Here is a 19,015-nt window from a genome sequence, read left to right as displayed (position 1 = left end):
CTCAGCTCCCGCCGCCCCACTTCGCCGCCCGCTTCTCGGCGAACGACGCCAGTCCCTCCGCCGCCTCCGCGCTCTGGCGCTTGAGCGAATGCAGCTGCACGAGCCGGGTGTAGGCGGCATCGTCCACCGCCATGCCGCCGAACGAGCTCTCCAGTGCGAGCTTCTTGGTTTCAGCCATCGCCTCCGGCCCGTTGGCGAGCAATTGCTCGACCAGCTTGCTGCCTGCGGCCTCGAGTTCGGCCAGCGGCACCACCTCGTGCACGAGACCAATGCGGCGGGCGTCCTCGGCACCGAAACGCTCGCCGGTCAGCGCGTAGCGGCGGACCTGGCGGACGCCGATGGCGTCGCAGAGCTGCGGGATGATGATCGCCGCGGTCAGGCCCCAGCGCACCTCGGTGATCGAGAACAGCGCATTGTCCGCTGCGATCACGACGTCGCAGGCCGCGATCACGCCGGTGCCGCCGCCGAAGCAGCCGCCCTGCACCAGCGCGACGGTCGGAATCGGTAGCGTGTTGAGCCGCTGCACGGCCTCGAAGGTCGCGCGCGAGGCCGCCTCGTTCGCTTCAGCCGATTGCGGCCGCACGCCGTTGATCCATTTCAGATCGGCGCCGGCCTGGAAGTGCTTGCCATTGCCCTTGAGCACGACGACGCGCAGGTGAGGCTTCGTCCCCAGATCGTCCATGGCCGCGAGCACGCCCGCGATCAGCGCGCCGTCATAGGCGTTGTTGACCTCGGGCCGGTTCAACGTGACGGTCGCAACCCCGCGCTCGTCAAGGGTCCACAGGACGGGGCTGGCAGTCATCGGCGATCCTCCGGTCGTTTGCTTGGCGCGCACTATGGCCGAGGCGACGCATCCCGATCCATATCTTTCCAGCGTGGGGCGGTCGCGCCCATCGCATGGCGGCTTGTGTCATGCTGGCGCCCGGGTGGCAGCAAGGGACAGGACGGAATCATCATGCGCATCTGCATTTTCGGCGCGGGCGCCGTCGGCAGCCACATTGCGGTACGGCTGGCGCGGGCCGGCCATGACGTTTCATGCGTGATGCGAGGCGCGCATCTGGAGGCGGCGCGCGCGGGCGGCCTCAAGCTGCGGGTCGGCGATTCCGAGGTCAGCGCCAAGGTGAACGCATCGGGCGATGCGGCCCAGCTCGGACCTCAGGACGTCGTGATCTCGACGCTGAAGGCGACGGCGCTTCAGGGGCTGGTTTCCAGCATCAAGCCGCTGCTGCAGGACGATACCGCCATCGTGTTCGCGCAGAACGGCATTCCCTGGTGGTACGGGATCGGCCTGCCGCCGCGGCATCCGACGCCGCCAGATATCTCCTTCCTCGACCCCGGCGGGCGCCTGCGCGCCTGCATTCCAAAGGAACGGATCGTCGGCGGAGTTGTCTTCTCCTCCAACGAGGTGACCGCGCCCGGCGTGGTGCACAATCTCACTCCGGACCGCAATCGCCTCCTGATCGGTGAATGCGACGACCGCAATTGCGAGCGGATCACCAAGCTGCGCAACGCCTTCAACGATGCACGGCTGGAATCGCCGCCGGTGGCCGATATCCGCGAGGCGATCTGGTCAAAGCTGCTGACCAACATGTCGCTGTCGGTGCTGTGCCTGCTCACCGGCCAGACCGCGCGCGGCGTGCGCGACGACCCGGCTTTCGCCGAGGTCATCCCGCGCATGCTGACCGAGGCCAACGAGATTGCCCAATACTTCATCCCCGAGGTCAAGCGCGTCAGCCGCAGCGGCCCCGCCCCTAACCACAAGCCTTCGCTGCTGCAGGACTACGAGCTCGGCCGCGCCATGGAGATCGACGTGCTGGTGAAGGCGCCCCAGGCCTTCGCGCGCACCGCCGGTCTGTCGACACCGACGCTCGACCTGATCGCCGCGCTGGCGATCCAGAAAGCGCGCGACAAGGGGCTTTACGCCGCGTGAGCTTCAGGCGATTCGATCGATCCAGGCCGCGAGCGTGTCCAGCACCTCGGTGAGCGCTTCGTCATTGGTCCGGCCCGATTTCTTCAACACCGCGAAGGAGTGATCGCCGCCTTCGACCTCGTGCAGCGTCGCCTTCCCCAACCCCGCAATGACGGGCTTGAGATGGCCGAGATCGGCAAGCTCATCGCGCGTGCCCTGCAGGAACAGCATGGGGATCGCGATGCCGGCGAGGTGCTCGGCACGCTCGGACGACGGCTTCTTGGCGGCATGCAGGGGGAAACCGAGGAAGGCGAGCCCTTTCACATCGGGCAGCGGCGCTTTCGACTGGGCCTGCGAGGTCATGCGCCCGCCGAACGATTTGCCGCCGGCGACGAGCGTCACCCCGGGACACAGTCGCGCGGCCTCCGCGACCGCCGCGCGGATCGCGGCGTGCGCGACGGCCGGCTGGTCGGGGCGTCCCTTCTTCTCTTCCATGTAAGGGAAATTGAACCGGAACGTCGCAATGCCGCGGCCCGCGAGGCCTTGGGCGACCTTCTCCATGAAGGAATGCCGCATGTCGGCGCCCGCGCCATGCGCCAACACATAGCAGGCGCGCGCCTTGTCGGGCTGCGTCAGGATCGCGGAGACCGCGCCGATGCGCTCGATGTCGAGCTTGAGCTCTCTTGTTTTGACAGCCACAATCAACCATCCCGACAGAAGCTGTTACCGCCGCCTTGGTAGCGTCCCAGCGGCAGCCTGAAAACACAATAATTGCCGCGGCCCGCCGGCCTACCAAGCGGAAACGCCGCATCAACCGAGGTTTCCATGCCCTACCGCTCCTCCTGGATGACCGAAGAGCTCGACGTCTTCCGCGACCAGTTCCGGAAATATCTTGCCAAGGATCTGGCGCCGCATGCCGAAAAATGGCGCGAGCAGAAGATGGTCGACCGCTTCGCCTGGCGCGGGCTCGGCGAGATGGGCGCGCTCTTGGCAAGCGTGCCGGAGGAATATGGCGGCCTCGGTGCCACCTTCGCCTATGACGCGGCGGTGCTCGACGACCTCGAGAGCACGGTGCCGGAGCTGACCACCGGCGTCTCCGTGCACAGCGCCATCGTCGCGCATTACATCCTCAATTACGGCTCGGAGGAGCAGAAGAAGCGCTGGCTGCCGAAGATGGCCTCCGGCGAGATGGTCGGCGCCATCGCCATGACCGAGCCCGGCACCGGCTCGGACCTGCAAGCCGTGAAGACCACGGCGAAGAAACAGGGCAATTCCTACGTCATCAACGGCCAGAAGACCTTCATCACCAACGGCCAGGCCGCCGATCTCGTCATCGTGGTCGCGCGCACCGGCGAAGCCGGCGCCAAGGGCATTTCGCTGATCGTGGTGGAGACCGCGGGCGCGGACGGTTACAAGCGCGGGCGCAACCTCGACAAGATCGGCCTGCATGCCTCCGACACGTCGGAATTGTTCTTCGACAATGTCGTCGTGCCTCCGGAAAACCTGCTCGGCAAGGAAGAAGGCCAGGGCTTCGTTCAGCTGATGCAGCAATTGCCGCAGGAGCGCCTCGCGCTCGCAGTCGGCGCCGTCGCCGCGATGGAACGCGCGATCAAGCTCACCACCGAGTACACCAAGGAGCGGAAAGCCTTCGGCAAGCCGCTGATGGATTTCCAGAACACCGCCTTCAAGCTGGCCGAGCGCAAGACCGAGGCGATGATCGCGCGCGTCTTCGTCGACTGGTGCATCGAGCGCCTGGTCGCCGGGGATCTCGACACGGTCACGGCGTCGATGGCGAAATATTGGTGCTCGGAGAAGCAGGTCGAGACCGCCGACGAATGCCTCCAGCTGTTCGGCGGCTACGGCTACATGCAGGAATACCCGATCTCGCGCATCTTCATCGATTCGCGCATCCAGAAGATCTACGGCGGCACCAACGAGATCATGAAGCTGTTGATCGCAAGGTCGTTGTAACCCAGGCGTCAGCTGCTCGCCTTTGCTGCGCGCCAGTCGCGCGGCCGGCAGCCGAAGCGCTGCTTGAAGCGCCGCGTGAAGTGGGAGAGGTCCGAGAAGCCCCAGTCGAACGCGATGGCGCCGATCGCACGATCCGTCATTGCGGGATCGCTGAGATCCCTGGCCGCGCCGTCGAGCCGATTGTCGATGACGTAATCGGTGAAGCTGCAGCCCGATCGCGCCAGCAGCTTGTGCACGTAGCGCTCGCTGATGCCCACGGCGTCGGCGACGTCGGAGACCGCAAGGCCGGGCTCGCGGAGCCGCCGATGAATGGCACGCTTCAACGCCAGCATGGTTGCATCGGCGAGATTCTCGGTCTCCGCAGCACCTGCCCGACCACGTCGCGACAGGCTTACGGCGACCAGCTCGATCAGCGCCCGGAACAGCCGCCTCCCCTCGTCTTCGGTCATCCGCAGCGCGCCGTCGGCGAGCGTGCGCGCGGTCTCGACGATGAGATGGCCGACGACGGGATCGTCGGAGACCCGTGCCGCAGCGACGTCGAACGAAGCCGGCAGCCGTTCGCGCAAGGCCTCGGACGGCACCCAGAACGAGGCGACGCGCAATTGCGGACCGCGATCGTGCAGAAGCGCAAACTGCCGATCGCTGTCGAAGATGCCGACCTGTCCGGGCGACAGGCTGATCTCGCGATTGCCCTGCTGGATGCGACAGCGGCCGGCCAATTTCAGATTGAGGTAGAAGCAGCTGCGGTCGGACGCCGCGATGTCGGCCGCCGATCGGCGCACCACGTGCTCGGGGAAGCTGACGCGGTTGATCGCGCCATCGCCGAGCCGGATGTGGTCGACGCTGGCAGGAAAGCCGGCAGCTGCCGCCGGCTCCGGCGTCAAGTTCATGAAGGCCTGGCAGATCGCCTCGCGATAATAGGCGAATTGCTCGTTCGGCCGCAGGTCGGCGGTATCCCAGGCCGATTGGCGTGACGGAACGGCGCGCTCGATCTGCTGCATCGGTTCACTCCGAGACCAATCCGGTTCACTTCCAGCCAAGCGGCACATCAGCCGCTGGTGCACAATTGACGCGCGGCAGCACCGCTGGCGGCCAAGGCGGCGCGGCCTCAATCTAATCACAGTCTCGGGAGGAGCCACAACATGTCGACCTACGTCCTCGTCCATGGCGCCTGGCACACCGGAGCCGAGTTCGAACCGGTCGCCGCACCGATCCGCGCAGGCGGCCATCAGGTCCATACCCCCACCATCAAGGGCAATCGTCCGGGCGACGCCAAGACGACAGGGTTGAAGGAAGCGATCCAGTCGATCGCCGACTACCTTGCCGAGAACGATCTGAAGGACGTGATCCTGTTCGGCCATTCCTATGGCGGCATGATCATCACCGGCGTTGCCGACCTTGCTCCCGATCGAATCCGTCGCCTGGTCTACTGGAATGCCTTCGTGCCCAACGATGGCGAGTGCCTCAACGACATGGTGCCGCCGCACTATATCGGACTGTTCGACGCGATCGCGGCCGAGCGAGGCGACGCCTCGGTCGTGTTGCCGTTCCCGGTCTGGCGCGAAGCCTTCATCAACGATGCGGATTTGCAGACCGCACAGCGCGCCTATGACGTCCTCAACCCGCATCCGCTGGCGACCTTCACCGACAAGATCGCGCTCAAGAGCAATCCGGCCGAGATGCCGCTGGCCAAGTCCTACATCAATTGCACGGAGGACACCGCGCTGCCGCACAGCCACGGCTGGCATCCGCGGCTATCGGAGAAGCTCGGCCTGTTCCGCCTGGTGCAGGTGCCGGGAAGCCACGAGCTGTGCTTCTCCGATCCGGCGCGCCTCGCCAAGGCCATCATGGAGGCGGGACGCGACTGATCGGCGCGCCGTGTGCACGCTCTCGACCGTGGGCCGCTTCAATTCGGATGCCACCAGCGGCCGCCGATGACGACGCCCTCCGAGACGATCTTGCGGTCGCCGATCAGATGCTCGCCGACGACGTCCTCGTAGTCGAACTGGCCGCGGCTGACCGAGATCAGCGTGGCGTCGCCGACGCTGCCGGGCTTGAGGCTGCCGAGCTCGGGGCGGCGCAGCGCCATCGCGGCATTCACCGTCGAGGCCGCGATCACATCGGACAGCTCCATGCCCATGCACAGGAATTTCGACAGGGTGGTGACCTGGTCGTAGGCCGGGCCGTCGATGCAGAGTTGATGGATGTCGGACGAGATGGTGTCGGGATAGAAGCCGTTGGCGAGCATCGCGCGTGCGGTCTTGAAGGCGAACGAGCCCTTGCCGTGGCCGATGTCGAACAGCACGCCGCGCTCGCGCGCCTCCAGCACCGCCTTCTTCACCGTGCCTTGCGCGGTCGCCGGCGTGTTCGGGAACGGGCGGAACGCGTGGGTCAGCACGTCGCCGGGGCGCAGACGTGCCAGCACCTCCTCATAGCTCGGCGGCGGATGGTCGATATGCGCCATCAGGGGCATGCCGACCTCGTTCGCGACCTCGAGCGCGATATCGAGCGGCACCGCTCCCGACGTGCCCGAAGAATGCAGTCCGACGCGCACCTTGATGCCGACGATGAGGTCGCGGTTGGCATCGGCCACCTGCGCGGCCTCGATCGGATTCATCAGCCTGAGCTCCTCGCTCTCGCCGACCATGATCCGGTGCGAAAAGCCGAAAATGCCGGCATGCGAGACATGCAGATAGGCGAGGATGCGGACCTGGCTCGGCTCGATCACATGCTTGCGGAAGCCGGCGAAATTGCCGGGCCCGGCACTGCCCGTATCCACCGCGGTGGTGACGCCGGACAGCCGGCAGAACTCCTCGGCGTCGATGCCGAGCGAGGTGCCGCCCCAATAGACATGGGTGTGCAGATCGATCAGGCCCGGCGTCACGATGTATTTCGAAGCATCGCGCACGTCCGTGCCGGGATCGGCCTTGAGAGCGCTGCCGATGGCGGCGACCTTGCCGCCGGCGAAGGCGACATCGGTCACGGCATCAAGCTTCTGCGAGGGGTCGATCACGCGGCCCCCGCGCAGGATCAAATCGAAAGGCATCATGGTCTCCGGGATTGGCAGGGCGTGGCAAGGCTGGTGCGGGCGAGCCGCTTCTGGCTCGATCGGATCGCCTATAGCAAATCTTGCACCAACCAGGCAAAGCGCGGGAATAGCCGAGACCGGAGCCGGCATTCACCGGTCAACCGCGCCTGCGCCACTCCCTGAAATCACCTTCGACGAATGCGGCAGCAGCCTTTGCGGCAGCATGGAGCCAACCATCGTCGCGCGTTCTCAGGTCTGCGGCGATCCTCTGCGGTGCGCCTCCGGCGGCGTGAATGGCGCCGATGTCGAAGCCCATGACGTTGAGCAGATCGAGCTCCACCTCCATGTTCGCGTGATCCCCGAGATTGATCTTGCGGGAGTCGGGCGCAAGGCGCCGGATCACGAAGCCACTCTGGCGCTCGAGCGCGAGGTGCGGATCGGGCGCGCGATATGGACCTGTTGCGAGGTCGAGAAAGCGCAGCTTGCCCCGCCGGCCATGCGCCCAATCCCAGGCTGACGGCACCAGCGCCTTGGCCTCCCTGATGATTTGGCCGCCGCGCCATCCGGCGATGGCGACGAAACGCGGCCGCCCCAGGCTGCCGGCACCCGCCACGCGCCTCGCGAAGCGACCAAACGAGGCATCGGGCGGCAATTCGCTGCGGAGCGCGGCGGCAACAGGGGATCGTGGCTTCGCCCGCGGATATTTCCTCACGTCGTCCCAGAACTCCCGGCGTTCGTCGTCGGTACATGCCACGTAAGCGCGCATCCAGCTCGCCTGCTCATCCAGGAGCGAGGGCCGCGGCCGCGTCAGACCCTTCTTGTAACCATCGAGAATCGCCTTGGCGGCGTCGCCATTGCCGACGTGGGTCATGGCCCTCGCCTTCCTCTTCCTGGCCTTCGGGGCGAGCCGCGCGCTCGTCGCAAGGCGCACCAGATCGAAGGGATAGGCAATCATCGCGGCCTCGTCGAAATCGTTGACGCCCCAGACGAGACGCCCCTCCACGTCGCGCCAGGTCCCGAAATTTTCGATATGGGTGTCGCCGATCGACGGCACGCGCGGCGCGTCCTTCAACTCCGGGCAGATCGCTTCGATACATCTGGCCCAGCGGAAGAAGGTTGCACGAAGGAAGACGAACGGGTCGTCCTTCATCTTCTTGTGCTTTTCGCCGAGGTCGCGTGCGACGACCTTGCATTCGGAGCGCAGCCAGCGCTCGAACTCTTTGTTGTCGTCGAGAAAGGAACGCGGCGCGATCCCGCCGGTTCGGTTAGAGGTTTGCTTGATCACGGCGAGAGCTTCCCGAAGCGAAAGATGGCGAGCGGGCCCGCGACATGACTGCTGCACGCTGCTGCACAAGTAACGGGACGCTCGAACATTCAACCAGAAAGCGAGCAGGATAGCCCCGCCGCTGCTCGTCCGCCAGCCGGAATGATCTGACCTCGCCATCGTCGGCCACGGTTCGACAGGCGAACAGGCGGGTGACTCCGAAGCATGGGGAAGATGGACGCAAGCCGCGGGCCGGGGTCGGCCGGCAATCACGTCACGCATCTAAGATAATGGCGATCCCGGGAAGACTCGAACTTCCGACCTACGGTTTAGGAAACAGTCGCCTTGGCCCCACTCTACGTAACACAAACAGCCTAGGCCTAACCCGAAAACACGCAGAAGACTCCTTTCAGCCGATGTTAGGGTAAGTTACTAACATAGGCCAACAGAGCATAACCGTCCCTTTTTGTTACCCCCGCGTTACCCCTGAGGAGGACAGGTAGCGATGGCCAAGGCGTTGACGGCAGCAGCCGTGAAGAACTATCGCCCCGGCAAAGCGCGCCGCGAAATACCTGATGGTGGCTGCCCGGGCTTACACCTTGTTGCCGCCCGTGGAGCCGAACGGAAGCTCGCAGATCGCGAGCGCCCTGGACCATGTCTTCTGCGGTTTCCGTCAGCGTGCGACGGAAGTCGTCGATGGTCGCGCTTGCTGCGCCCGTCGAGCGCCCATTGAGCGCTTCTCAGGACGACACAGCGCCCGAAGTTTTCCAGGCGCGGTGCGCCGAGCTTGATCGCACTCGCAATCGACTGCTCGATGGCTTTGCGCAGACGCCAGCGGGACCGGTGATCGAGATGCTTGTAGTAGCCGAGCTGTTCATAGTTTGAGAGCGCAGTGGAGGGCTTGCGGATGTCGACCGCCGCCGCCACGCGCTTGCCCCACCGCTCCAGTGTGTCCAGGTCAGCTTCGGAGTAGACCGTGCATTTGACGTTTGTGATAAACTCGGCAAGCTCGCTGATGTCTACGCCGACCGCTTCCCGGCCTGAGGCGATGGCCTCGACCAGCGTGGTCCCCCCGCCGACATGCGGATCAAGGACGAGGTCGCCGGGCTTGGTGAAAGCGTTGATTGCGGCCTTGGCAAAGATCGGCGAAAACCGAGCAGGGTACTTGTAGTACCCGTGCGTCAGACCACGCACCGGAGCGCCGTCGCGCGCGGCTTCGACCAGCCGGCGCTGAGACAGGGCGTCCAATTGTAGGTGGGTCCGTTCAGACATCGGTAACCATAAGCAACAGGTTTGGTTAACAGCGATTTAAGAGCTTCCCCGACGTAGAGCCCGCGATAATGTTCTTTTTTGTTCCTTCTGCAATCGGCTGCGATTGAAGCCCACAGAAAGGAGTGTTTGGCTATGAGACGTGAAGACCTTGGGCGCGTCGCCATCGTCGAGCGCCGGGGAGTTAAGTCCTGGTCTATGGATATATACAGCCTCATTCTCACGGCGGTGGTCGTCTCGCGCTCGTAAGAGTATGAAGAAGCTGGCTGCGCTGGCGCTCAATCACCCCAACCCTTCGGCGGTAACGGCAATACCTACTACGCCGATAAGGCGCCGCCAGGCCGCTTATTCAGGCCGTAGCGGCACGACACGATCGTTTGCGGCATCCTTTCCGCCAGCAAGGAATACTTTGTCCTCGAAGAGGTGGGCGCCGCTGCCCACCTCTTGTTTTGGACCACGCTTATAGCTGAACAGGGCGTCCCGCCCATAGACCTGGTTATGGCAGTTGCTGATAAGCAGGCTGTTGACGCCGGCTACCGTGTCTTTGTCAGCATGGACCACGTCCTCTTCCCCATCGAACCGGCCCCGGATCCCGAGCTTCGGCGACAATGGAAAAATTACTTCGGTGTCGGGCATCCCAAAGCCGGGCGACATGAGCCCGTGGTCCTTTCCACCACACCAGCGCAAGGAGACCGGATGATCGCTGGTGACGAACCCGCCGGAATCGTCACTTGCAACGATTAACTGCCACTTTCGCTGCTCGTACAGCTCTACATGGCGATCATGGAATTTGGCTTCGATCATAATGTTGAAGTCTTTTGACGGAGGAGGAATCTTGAACGAACTCGGGTTCTTTTTGAACTCGGCTTCCATTTCATCAAGCGACAGCCCGATGGGCAGGCTTTGGGCCCCGGCTGCCTCCACCATTTTGGCGTAGCCTTCCTTCCCTCCCATACCAATACCAGCTCCCAAGAGCTGCGCAAAATCTTGGATCATAGCGTTTATGGCCGCCCGCTGTTTTGGGTTTCGGAGCGTGACCGCCGCCATCAAATTCATGATCGCGCTGCGGTCGTTTTCGTCCTTCAGAGACTGGGCTGCTTTGACCCGCTCAAGAGCCGGCGCGACCTTGTCCTCCAGTTCCTGAAGCGCCTCTTCTGCGGCAAACGGATCGGCTCGGTCACTAAGTAGGTTGAAATACAGTTCGCCGCCGGCGGCTACCGTCGGGACGCGGAAGAACTTCTTTTTCGGCCGGTCGACAACGTAGATGTGCTTTTTCTCGTTTACGAAGCCGCGCAGGTAGTACTGCGGCACGTAGTGCTGCTGTTTTGCCGCCCCTTCCTTGGCCACTATCCACAGTCCCTTCATTTCCGCTTCAGGCGGGATGATACTTATTCCTATGGTTCAAAGTAAGGATAAGGCGCAGAGCGTTTTGATCCTCGGAGCTTTCCGCGCCTTACTGGCAACCATCGCTTAAACCTGCTCTTATACGGCGGCGTTTTTGCGTTCCGGCTCGTAACTGGCGCAGTGACGGACGAACATGTGGGACGCCTCGCTGATCGGAGAGGGCCGAATAATCGCGGGCATCTACCCGCTGTCAGAATTGCCGAGCAACCGTCTGCGCAATCTGCGTCTGCTCATGCCGAAGATGCCGATGCAATCCACCTTTGATGACGCGGAAGTGCTCCCACCTGCAATTTCTGCCTGTCATTCGACGGCCGCGTTGTCGAGAACGACGACAGCATCGTGCGTACCGGTCCGGTACATTCGAACTGCCGCGCAATCATGAAAGACGAGGCGGAGCTGCCGAAGATCAGCGGCGCCCTAAATCTATCCGCGATCGCATCGGAGACACGGCTAATGACGTGGAGCAGCCGCCCAGGCCGAGATCACCAAGAAGGGAAGTCCGACACGAAAGGAGGCAGACAAACGCCCGAAATAACAATGGGTTGTGTTCCGGCTCATGGGAGATAAACTGCGGGTTGCAACGGGAGTCGGGGATGCTAGAGACGGAAGAAGCTCAAAGGCTCGTGAAGACGGACGCTTACCAGATGTCCGTCAGCGAAGTCGTGAGCATGTATAAGGACGGCGAATTTGTAATCAATCCGGACTTCCAACGCCTCTTTAGGTGGGAAATTGGTCAGAAATCGAAGCTAATTGAGTCCCTTCTGCTTGGCATTCCTCTCCCTTCGATTTTTGTCTTCGAGAAAGCCGATTCAAAATGGGAGCTGATTGACGGCCTCCAGCGAATTTCTACGCTGCTCGAATTCATGGGCCTCCTGCGACAGCCGCAGACCGGACATCTCGAACCTCCGACAGCATTAGTGGCGACAAAGTACCTGCCGTCCTTGGACAAGGCGGTGTGGGAAAGATCGCCGCTGGTCGCAGGTGTTCCAGAGGATGATCAGAAACCTTTAACGTCCCAATTGCAGCTCTCGATCAGGCGCAGCCGGATCAGCGTCGAAATCCTGAAGCGGCCGAGCAGCAACGATACAAAATATGACCTATTCCAGCGCCTCAATGCCGGCGGCACCGCGGCGAACGCGCAGGAGCTCCGGAACTGCATCATCATTATGGTGAATGGGCAGTACTTCGCCTTTATGAAAGAGCTGTCTGAATATCAATCGTTTCTCGTGGTCACGGCACCGACCGACGATCAGTTGGAGAAGCAGCGACACGTCGAATATCTGTCGCGTTTTCTCGTACATACGTACATTCCGTACGACGGTCGCCTCGACGTTGAGGAATTCATCGATCAAGGCATCATTCAGCTCGCGGAAGCGGGAGAAATGGGCGTCGCCGGGGACACGTTTCGCGCAACGTTCGATCTGCTCTCCCAAGCTCATGGTACCAATGCGCTGCGCAGGTTTAATCACGGGATTCCGGGAGGACGCGTCGGTCTCGCAGCGTTTGAGGCTATCGCCGTCGGCGTCGCGAAAAACATCAATCACATTCAGGCGAAACAGGATCCGGTCGGGTTCGTACGTCAGCGCATTACCGATATTTGGCAGGCTCCGCAGTTCGATCAATTTTTTAGCTCCGGTCTTCGCGGCACAATACGTATTCAGCGTACGGTCCCGTTCGGCGCAAACTGGTTCGCCGCATGACGAAGCCGTACACGGAACAGAACCTCACAGACCTATTCGATACGGATTTAGTTTGGAGGCGGAAGGAACTTTCGGACATGAAGTCGGCCGTGAAGGCTGCCGATCACGCGGCGAAGCCGGTCTTGCTGCGCGCGCTGATCGCACTGATGTATGCACACTGGGAAGGTTATGTGCGCGAATGTGCGAACCGATATTTTGAGCATCTATCATTGCGTCGGAAGCAATTCTCGGACTTCGAACGCCAGATTTACGTCAACACTTTTCTGGTAAGGCTCGATGCCATGCATCAGTCACGCGTGAGTTTGCAGGCGCGCTGTCAGCTAATCAACGACATTCTAGACGGTACAGGCGGAAGATTTGCGTATGTGCATCCGTCGCTCATCGACACAAAATCGAATCTGAATACAGACGTGATTAAGGACATTTGCATTATATGCGCCGTCGATCCTGCTCACTTCGAGGCGAAACGCACCTTTATCGACATCCTGTTACTGAAGCGACGGAATGCCATCGCGCACGGTCAGCAGGAGTTTATCAAGCCGGACGAGGTCGATGCTCTCGTGGCTGACATTCTCGCGCTGATGGGTCATTTCCGCAGTCTGCTCGAAAACAAGGTGTACACGAAGGCGTACGCCGCCTAGCACTTATCCCCACACCGCCGCGCGTTAATCAATCCTACGCCTGCCCAATTTCGCCGAACACATCCGGCACTTATTGCTTTCATAGTCTCATCACGGACTATGGCCCCGTCTCACCAAGGGCACGACAAAATGCCGAGGGGTTGGAGCGTAATGAGTAGCGCTCTGGGAAGTGCGAGGACGGTACATCGGCATGGCCGTCGGGGAGTTCCCCCACAAAGCAATACTTGGCGCGACAGTGAACACGTAGCTCCAGCGCCCAATGTGGGTTCGATTCTTCATCCCCTCATTGATTAGCGGCCGAAGCCAAGCTGCTCCAGTTCTCCAAATACCCGTCCAGCCATCCCAATTTATACTCGGCCAGCGGCTTGTATTCCGGCATGAAGCGTCGGAACGAACTGTCATTGCGCTGCTGACCCTTCTTCCCGGGTGTGTGCAGCCAGTCCTGATGTATTCCCTTGAGGAATTTGGCGACCACGCCGCTCGGGACAATCCACGTCCGGGGCTGATCATTCAGCGTCTTCCCGAAATTGACGAAGCAATAGAACAGCGTCGGCGACGTGAGCGCTTCGTGCTTCTCGCCCATGTGCCAGCCGCCGTCGGATCCGATGTCCCGGCGCACCTTCACCTGGACGGCGCACAAGCGATCGCCCAGCTTGTCCGTGACGACAATGTCCGCATTCGGGACGCCGGTGGGCGCCAGCGCTGCGATCATATTCCGGCGGAGTAGTTGAGACATTACGAAGTGCTCGCCGGCAGCACCCAGGATCGTCGAGTTCGGCCCCTCGTCCTTTTTCCGTGGCATCGCTTCTATCCGCTGTTCAGAAAGCCCGTGCAGTCCTTTTTTCCGCCATGGCGGCTTCCAGCCGCGACTCCCTTATCGCCTCTCTTTCTGTTCTGTCTTCCCTGCTCTTGCCGAACTACCCGACACCCCATAGGACTGCGGGCAAGTCGAACACCTTCGCTCCCGCTCCCGCGTCCCAATCGTTAGAGACAAGAGGCGCCGTTGGCGCCGTGATCGCGGGCCGTTACCCCAAGCGTTACCCAAGGCACAAAAACTTGCCACAAACGATCAATGAAAAATGGCTAAGTGGCTGCAGAAATTGGCGATCCCGGGAAGACTCGAACTTCCGACCTACGGTTTAGGAAACCGTCGCTCTATCCGGCTGAGCTACGGGACCGCGGAACCCGCATCACGCGGGTTGCCTGGCTGTACATATCAAAGCGGCGGCGGGATCGGAAGCCCTCGCCGCGGCCAATGCGCAAGGACCGCTGCCGGGCCGGTTACGCCTTGATATTGTTGTCCTTCACCACCTTGCCCCAATAGGCGACCTGCTTGTCGAAGAAGGTCTTGAAGGCGGCGCCGTCCTGGAGCAGCAGCGTCATGTGCTGCGTCTCCTTGAGCTGGGTGGCGGTCGCGGGCTCGCTCAGGATCTCCTTGGACGCGGCCGCGAAGGCTGCGACGACGTCAGGCGGCGTGCCTGCGGGCGCGAAGATGCCCCACCAGGCCAGCGTCTCGAAATCGGGAAAGCCCGCCTCGATCGCGGTCTGAGTATCAGGCAGGGCCGCCAGCCGCTCGCGGCCGAGCTGCAGGATCGGACGCAGCATGTTGGTGCCGAGCTGGGCGGCGACCAGCGCCGCCGATCCCGCGATGAGATCGACATGCCCGCCGAGCACATCGTTCATCGCCGGCCCGCCGCCGCGATAGGGCACGTGCATGATCTCGACCCCGGCCTTGCTGCCGAGCACCGTCATGGCGAGATGGCCGAGCGTGCCGATGCCGACCGAGGCATATTTCACCGCGCCCGGGCTCGCCTTGCAGGCGGCCACCACGTCGGCAAAGCTCTTGTAGGGCCGACCGGCACCGGCCGCGATCACGTAAGGCGCGGTGCCGATCAGCAGCACCGGGATCAGCTCGCGCTCGACGTCCACCGGCGGCTTGTCGAGGATCGACGGGATCACCGCATGGGAATCGAACGTCACCAGGAACGTCGAGCCGTCCGCCGGGCTCTTGGCGACCTGCGCCGCGCCCAGCGCCCCGGCGGCGCCCGACTTGTTCTCGACCAGGACGATGCGGCCAAGCTTGGTTTGCAGATTGCTCTGCAGCAGCCGCGCCATCGCATCGGTCGATCCGCCCGGCGGAAACGGCACGACCAGCGTGATCTTGCTCCCTTGCGCCATCGCCGGCGTCATTGCGAGAATGGCCGGCGCGGCCAAGAGCGTGCGTCGTGTGATCGTCATGGTCCCCTCCCTTTGATGTCAGCGCCCGGCTTTTTTTGCTCTTTGGCGCTGGAGCTCGATCCGGAAAAGCGTGCAGCGGTTTTCCGATAAGATCATGCTCAAGAAATAACCTGAAACGCAAAGCGCTTCAGCGCGTGCCGAAGCCCGACCCCGCTTTCTTGTATTCTGGCCGAGGCGGACTGAAGATGTCCAGCACCCGGGCGCCATCGGGGCCGGCGCGCATGGTGTGCGGCACGTTGCCCGGCGTGCGCCAGAAATCGCCCTTCTTCACCGGAATTTCCTCATCGCCCTGAACGCGGATGGCGGAGCCGTCCAGCAGCACGCCCCATTGCTCCTCGGGATGATGGTGCAGCTTGCCTTGCGCATGCGGCGCCAGCGTCACCACCGACAGCATCGCCTGCTCGCCGGAGAAGATGCGCGTGGTCACGCCGGCGGCGAGCTCGCGGAACAGGCCGTCGCTGGGATCATCGATGTTGTGGAATTCGTCCTTCTGGCTCACGCCATTCTCCCCTTTGTGGTCGTCTGATCAGGACTTGCCGTAAGAGCCCTGGTAGCGGCCCTCGCGGATCGCCGTCAGGGTCTCCTCCTCGCGCGCGACCTGCGCGCGCACGGCTTGCAGCAGCGCCGCGGCGCCCGCGGCGGGAAACGACACCACGCCGTCCTCGTCGCCGACCACGATGTCGCCGGGCGCAATCACGCTGCCGCCGATCGACACAGGCACGTTGATCTCGCCCGGACCGTTCTTGTAGGGACCGCGATGGATCACGGCGCGGGCGTAGCAGGGAAAGTCGTCGGCCGCAAACGCGGCGACGTCGCGGATAGCGCCGTCGATCACATAGCCTTCGGCCCTTCGCCATTGCGCGATGTTCTTCATGATCTCGCCGACCAGCGCCCGCGTCTCGTCGCCGCCGCCGTCGACCACGATGACGTCGCCGGGTCCGACCAGATCGAGCGCGCGGTGGATGGCGAGATTGTCGCCGGGACGGGTGCGCACGGTGAAGGCCGTGCCCACCAGCTTGCCGCCGCGATGATAGGGTTTCAGCCCGACCGCGCCCGGCAGCCGGGCGAGATTGTCTGAAATGACCGAGGTCGGCGCATTCCGAAAGCCCTCGATGATCTCGGCCGGCGGCTTCGGCACGCTGTTCGCGGCGATGGTGATCGTCATATCCTTGGATCCTTCATTCTTACTCCGCGTGCGCCCGTGCCTTCGGCGGCCAAATCCGGAAGGTCCACGCCGCGCGCTCGTCGCGTGTTATTGGCATCGCCTCGGGTGAGGCGCCCGCAAGGCGAAGTGTAGCAGCCGGCCAGCGCGAGGCTGTGACTCCTGCGCCACGTCAAGCACAAAATGTCAGCATCCCAGCCATGAAATTCCCGGGTTCCACGGGTGACAAGCCGGCGATAAAGAGGCAAAAATCCGACTCGACTCAGTTTGGGTTGAGTCTTGCAAGGAATGCTCTCGTAGAATGTCGTCCGTGATCGCATTGCGTCGTGCGGCGCTGTTTCCCGTAGCCGCGGCAGGATTTTTTCTGCTGACGCTGCCGCATGCCCAGGCGCAATGGTGGAAGCGCGCGCCGGTCGATTTCGAGGAATGCGCCGACGCCGCCGAGAAGGCCGCGAGCAAGGCCGAGAAGACATCCGCGCTTGCCGATTGCAACGCCAAGTTCGCCGGCCGCCGCAAGCCGGGCGGCGGCTATTCCTATTACGACTTCCTGCAGGATCGCAGCTTCGACATCGCCGGCCCCAATCCGACGCCGGAGGAACAGAAGAAGATCGACGAAGCCTATACCGCCTATCTCGCCAAGGAGCGCCGCAACAACGAAGCGGCGCAAGCGACCGCGCGTCAGCAACGCGAGCAGCAGGAGCAACAGGCGCGGCAGATCCAGCAGGTCGCATTGAGAACCGACGTCGAGCGCGTGCCGGTGCCGGTCGAGCGACCGAAGGTGCAGCAGACCGTCGGCCAGCGAAAGGGCGCGCCGTGCACCAAGGGCTCCTTCTCCTGCGAATGGCCGCGGCTGTCGGAAAGCTTGAACGACCTGAAGAAGCTGTTCAGCCCGACGCCGAGCAAGCCTGCGAAGAAGAGCTGAAGCCGCAGACTTGTAGGGTGGGCAAAGGCGAGCGGCGCCGTGCCCACCATTTGATTGTGATTGAGAGAGTCGGTGGGCACGCTTCCGCCTTCGCTCTTCGAGCTACGGCGGACAAGTCGCTTTGCCCACCCTACGAGAGCGTCGCACCTCAGTTCGTGCGCTTCTTCTTGGCGTGCTTTGGTTTAACCACCGGCGCATCCGCAGGCGCTACGGTCGCCGGCGCCCCACTCAGCGCCTTGCGGCTCTCCTGCAATCGCGCATCATAGCCGGGAGAGTTCTGGACCGTCGGTGGCCTTGCATGGACCAGCGTCGACGTGCCGCACAGCGTCGCCAGCGCGAGTCCCAGCATCCAACAACGCTTCATCGCGGCCTCCTCGTCCTCAAGCCACGCCCCGAATCTGCCGCGGCGTCAGGCGCGGCGGTCCGTTGCCGGCCGCCTCGGCCTCCCTGATCAGCGCAACAATACGGCGCATCAGCGGCACCTCGACACGGTTTTGCTCTGCGAGCGCTATCACTGCGCCCTGGAGATAGTCGATCTCGGTCTTGCGGCCCTGTTTCAGGTCCTGCCACATCGAGGAGCGCGCTTGGGGATCGATCTTCATGGTCCGCCCCAGGATCGCGTTGAAGATCGCATCCGGCAACCGCAGCAAGGTCGGTGACCAGCGCATCGGGATCGGCGTCGAAGACACCGGCGTGATGCCGGCGGACTTCAGCGCGGCAAGTCCCTCCGCCATCTGGTCGGCGAACAGCCTGCGCCAGTCGCGGTCGGCCAGTTGCGCGGCGAGCGGCATGTCCGAGAGCGCGCTGAGCGCGTTGTTCAGATTGATGATCAGCTTGCCCCATTGCACGCCGGTGATGTCCGCGCTCGCGCGTACCGCAAGGCCAGGCACCGAGAGCGCCGTGGCCGTGTTCTCGGCATCCTTGCCGATATGGATGTCGCCGGAGGTCGAGCGATGGAAACGGCCCTCGCCCATCGCGATCACGTTGAACGGCACCATCCCGGCGAGCACGCGGCGGCCGCCGAGACGCTCGCGCAGCACCGCGACATTGCCGATACCGTTCTGGAGCGAGACGATGACGGCATCCTCAGGCGCATGCTGCGCGATCTGATCCGCGACGGCGGCGGTGTCGGCGCTCTTCACCGTGACCAGCACGATGCCGGCACTGTGGAAGATCGCAGGATCCTCCGACAGCGCGAGCTGGCCTGCACTGAGCTTCTTCTCGGAGCCGTCGAAATCGGTCAGAAGCAGGCCGAACCGCTCGATCTCGGTCTTCACCCGCGGCCGCACCAGCAGCGCGACGCGGCGGCCGCCGGCCGCCAGCATGCCGCCGACGAAACAGCCGATGGCGCCGGCGCCGGCCACCACGATCGGTCGATCCACAACCACTGAGCCTGCTCCCTGAACGTCCTGCCTTCGATAGCAGAGGCGAGGCCTGCAACCAATCGCGTCGCGGCCGACTTGTAACGGTCATGACGGCCCCATATGTTTTCGCCCCGGGGCAGTCG

The 19,015-nt window shown here is 63.1% G+C and carries 19 protein-coding genes and 1 tRNA gene; 6 read left to right on the top strand and 14 right to left on the bottom strand.

The annotated features are described in order from the left end of the window. Nucleotide 1: 1 nt before the first annotated feature. Nucleotides 2-802 (bottom strand): enoyl-CoA hydratase-related protein, encoded by an 801-nt coding sequence (locus tag AC066S_RS00210; protein WP_478268643.1) that lies wholly within the window; start codon nt 800-802, stop codon nt 2-4. Nucleotides 803-955: 153 nt separating this feature from the next. Between AC066S_RS00210 and AC066S_RS00205 the strand changes: the two genes are divergently transcribed. Next, nucleotides 956-1,930, top strand: a complete 975-nt coding sequence (locus AC066S_RS00205; protein WP_478268642.1) for a ketopantoate reductase family protein — start codon at nt 956-958, stop codon at nt 1,928-1,930. A 3-nt stretch (nt 1,931-1,933) separates the two neighbouring features. On the opposite strand, the gene AC066S_RS00200 is transcribed toward AC066S_RS00205, so the two are convergent. Beyond that, nucleotides 1,934-2,608, bottom strand: a complete 675-nt coding sequence (locus AC066S_RS00200; RefSeq protein ID WP_478268641.1) for an alpha/beta hydrolase family protein — start codon at nt 2,606-2,608, stop codon at nt 1,934-1,936. 126 nt (nt 2,609-2,734) lie between these two features. Between AC066S_RS00200 and AC066S_RS00195 the strand changes: the two genes are divergently transcribed. Beyond that, nucleotides 2,735-3,880, top strand: a complete 1,146-nt coding sequence (locus tag AC066S_RS00195; RefSeq protein ID WP_126260989.1) for an acyl-CoA dehydrogenase family protein — start codon at nt 2,735-2,737, stop codon at nt 3,878-3,880. 8 nt (nt 3,881-3,888) lie between these two features. On the opposite strand, the gene AC066S_RS00190 is transcribed toward AC066S_RS00195, so the two are convergent. After that, a complete protein-coding gene (locus AC066S_RS00190) occupies nt 3,889-4,881 on the bottom strand; it encodes a helix-turn-helix domain-containing protein (protein ID WP_478268640.1) in 993 nt (330 codons plus the stop codon). A gap of 141 nt (nt 4,882-5,022) precedes the next feature. Between AC066S_RS00190 and AC066S_RS00185 the strand changes: the two genes are divergently transcribed. Next, a complete protein-coding gene (locus AC066S_RS00185) occupies nt 5,023-5,748 on the top strand; it encodes an alpha/beta fold hydrolase (RefSeq protein WP_478268639.1) in 726 nt (241 codons plus the stop codon). A gap of 38 nt (nt 5,749-5,786) precedes the next feature. On the opposite strand, the gene AC066S_RS00180 is transcribed toward AC066S_RS00185, so the two are convergent. From AC066S_RS00180 to AC066S_RS00165, 4 genes are all read right to left on the bottom strand, one after another. Further along, on the bottom strand, nt 5,787-6,926 hold the full coding sequence (locus AC066S_RS00180; protein ID WP_135171427.1) for an amidohydrolase/deacetylase family metallohydrolase: 1,140 nt from the start codon (nt 6,924-6,926) through the stop codon (nt 5,787-5,789). A gap of 139 nt (nt 6,927-7,065) precedes the next feature. After that, entirely contained in the window at nt 7,066-8,193 is a 1,128-nt protein-coding gene (locus AC066S_RS00175) for a DUF2252 family protein (RefSeq protein WP_478268638.1), read from the bottom strand. A 519-nt stretch (nt 8,194-8,712) separates the two neighbouring features. Then, nucleotides 8,713-9,420: a DNA methyltransferase gene (locus AC066S_RS00170; RefSeq protein WP_478268637.1), complete on the bottom strand. Its 708-nt coding sequence runs from the start codon at nt 9,418-9,420 to the stop codon at nt 8,713-8,715. Nucleotides 9,421-9,786: 366 nt separating this feature from the next. Next, nucleotides 9,787-10,806 carry a DUF4238 domain-containing protein gene (locus tag AC066S_RS00165; protein WP_478268636.1) on the bottom strand — a complete coding sequence of 340 codons (1,020 nt, stop codon included), beginning with the start codon at nt 10,804-10,806 and terminating at the stop codon, nt 9,787-9,789. A gap of 632 nt (nt 10,807-11,438) precedes the next feature. Between AC066S_RS00165 and AC066S_RS00160 the strand changes: the two genes are divergently transcribed. Together AC066S_RS00160 and AC066S_RS00155 are read left to right on the top strand one after the other, a co-directional pair. Further along, nucleotides 11,439-12,545 (top strand): GmrSD restriction endonuclease domain-containing protein, encoded by a 1,107-nt coding sequence (locus AC066S_RS00160; RefSeq protein WP_478268635.1) that lies wholly within the window; start codon nt 11,439-11,441, stop codon nt 12,543-12,545. Further along, the gene (locus AC066S_RS00155; RefSeq protein WP_478268634.1) at nt 12,542-13,186 is read left to right on the top strand and encodes an MAE_28990/MAE_18760 family HEPN-like nuclease; all 645 of its coding nucleotides are present in this window, start codon (nt 12,542-12,544) and stop codon (nt 13,184-13,186) included. Before AC066S_RS00160 ends, AC066S_RS00155 begins: the two co-directional genes overlap by 4 nt. Nucleotides 13,187-13,469: 283 nt before the next feature. On the opposite strand, the gene AC066S_RS00150 is transcribed toward AC066S_RS00155, so the two are convergent. From AC066S_RS00150 to AC066S_RS00130, 5 genes are all read right to left on the bottom strand, one after another. Further along, nucleotides 13,470-13,988 (bottom strand): hypothetical protein, encoded by a 519-nt coding sequence (locus AC066S_RS00150; RefSeq protein WP_478268633.1) that lies wholly within the window; start codon nt 13,986-13,988, stop codon nt 13,470-13,472. Nucleotides 13,989-14,287: 299 nt separating this feature from the next. After that, a tRNA-Arg gene (locus AC066S_RS00145) sits at nt 14,288-14,364 on the bottom strand. 103 nt (nt 14,365-14,467) lie between these two features. After that, on the bottom strand, nt 14,468-15,424 hold the full coding sequence (locus AC066S_RS00140) for a tripartite tricarboxylate transporter substrate-binding protein (protein WP_126260984.1): 957 nt from the start codon (nt 15,422-15,424) through the stop codon (nt 14,468-14,470). Nucleotides 15,425-15,551: 127 nt separating this feature from the next. After that, nucleotides 15,552-15,923, bottom strand: a complete 372-nt coding sequence (locus tag AC066S_RS00135; RefSeq protein ID WP_135171430.1) for a dimethylsulfonioproprionate lyase family protein — start codon at nt 15,921-15,923, stop codon at nt 15,552-15,554. Nucleotides 15,924-15,950: 27 nt separating this feature from the next. Continuing rightward, nucleotides 15,951-16,589 (bottom strand): RraA family protein, encoded by a 639-nt coding sequence (locus tag AC066S_RS00130; RefSeq protein ID WP_126260982.1) that lies wholly within the window; start codon nt 16,587-16,589, stop codon nt 15,951-15,953. Nucleotides 16,590-16,887: 298 nt separating this feature from the next. Between AC066S_RS00130 and AC066S_RS00125 the strand changes: the two genes are divergently transcribed. Then, the gene (locus tag AC066S_RS00125) at nt 16,888-17,508 is read left to right on the top strand and encodes a hypothetical protein (RefSeq protein WP_126260981.1); all 621 of its coding nucleotides are present in this window, start codon (nt 16,888-16,890) and stop codon (nt 17,506-17,508) included. Nucleotides 17,509-17,656: 148 nt separating this feature from the next. Here AC066S_RS00125 and AC066S_RS00120 read toward each other — a convergent pair whose 3' ends face one another. Beyond that, nucleotides 17,657-17,872, bottom strand: coding sequence for a hypothetical protein (locus AC066S_RS00120; RefSeq protein ID WP_478268632.1), 216 nt, complete (start codon nt 17,870-17,872; stop codon nt 17,657-17,659). A 16-nt stretch (nt 17,873-17,888) separates the two neighbouring features. Then, complete coding sequence (locus AC066S_RS00115) at nt 17,889-18,896, bottom strand: 2-dehydropantoate 2-reductase (protein WP_126260979.1); 1,008 nt, start codon at nt 18,894-18,896, stop codon at nt 17,889-17,891. Nucleotides 18,897-19,015: the final 119 nt, after the last annotated feature.

This window comes from Bradyrhizobium sp. CFUWI (genome assembly GCF_056429085.1).
The sequence above is the reverse complement of the archived record's forward strand: the minus strand, read 5'-3'. Positions and strand labels throughout refer to the sequence as shown.

Bases quoted from the DNA above. Each gene is read 5' to 3' on its own strand.
- AC066S_RS00210 (WP_478268643.1), bottom strand. From the start codon at position 802: ATGACTGCCAGCCCCGTCCTGTGGACCCTTGACGAGCGCGGGGTTGCG.
- AC066S_RS00205 (WP_478268642.1), top strand. From the start codon at position 956: ATGCGCATCTGCATTTTCGGCGCGGGCGCCGTCGGCAGCCACATTGCG.
- AC066S_RS00195 (WP_126260989.1), top strand. From the start codon at position 2,735: ATGCCCTACCGCTCCTCCTGGATGACCGAAGAGCTCGACGTCTTCCGC.
- AC066S_RS00190 (WP_478268640.1), bottom strand. From the start codon at position 4,881: ATGCAGCAGATCGAGCGCGCCGTTCCGTCACGCCAATCGGCCTGGGAT.
- AC066S_RS00185 (WP_478268639.1), top strand. From the start codon at position 5,023: ATGTCGACCTACGTCCTCGTCCATGGCGCCTGGCACACCGGAGCCGAG.
- AC066S_RS00180 (WP_135171427.1), bottom strand. From the start codon at position 6,926: ATGCCTTTCGATTTGATCCTGCGCGGGGGCCGCGTGATCGACCCCTCG.
- AC066S_RS00165 (WP_478268636.1), bottom strand. From the start codon at position 10,806: ATGAAGGGACTGTGGATAGTGGCCAAGGAAGGGGCGGCAAAACAGCAG.
- AC066S_RS00160 (WP_478268635.1), top strand. From the start codon at position 11,439: ATGCTAGAGACGGAAGAAGCTCAAAGGCTCGTGAAGACGGACGCTTAC.
- AC066S_RS00155 (WP_478268634.1), top strand. From the start codon at position 12,542: ATGACGAAGCCGTACACGGAACAGAACCTCACAGACCTATTCGATACG.
- AC066S_RS00150 (WP_478268633.1), bottom strand. From the start codon at position 13,988: ATGCCACGGAAAAAGGACGAGGGGCCGAACTCGACGATCCTGGGTGCT.
- AC066S_RS00140 (WP_126260984.1), bottom strand. From the start codon at position 15,424: ATGACGATCACACGACGCACGCTCTTGGCCGCGCCGGCCATTCTCGCA.
- AC066S_RS00130 (WP_126260982.1), bottom strand. From the start codon at position 16,589: ATGACGATCACCATCGCCGCGAACAGCGTGCCGAAGCCGCCGGCCGAG.
- AC066S_RS00125 (WP_126260981.1), top strand. From the start codon at position 16,888: ATGTCGTCCGTGATCGCATTGCGTCGTGCGGCGCTGTTTCCCGTAGCC.
- AC066S_RS00120 (WP_478268632.1), bottom strand. From the start codon at position 17,872: ATGAAGCGTTGTTGGATGCTGGGACTCGCGCTGGCGACGCTGTGCGGC.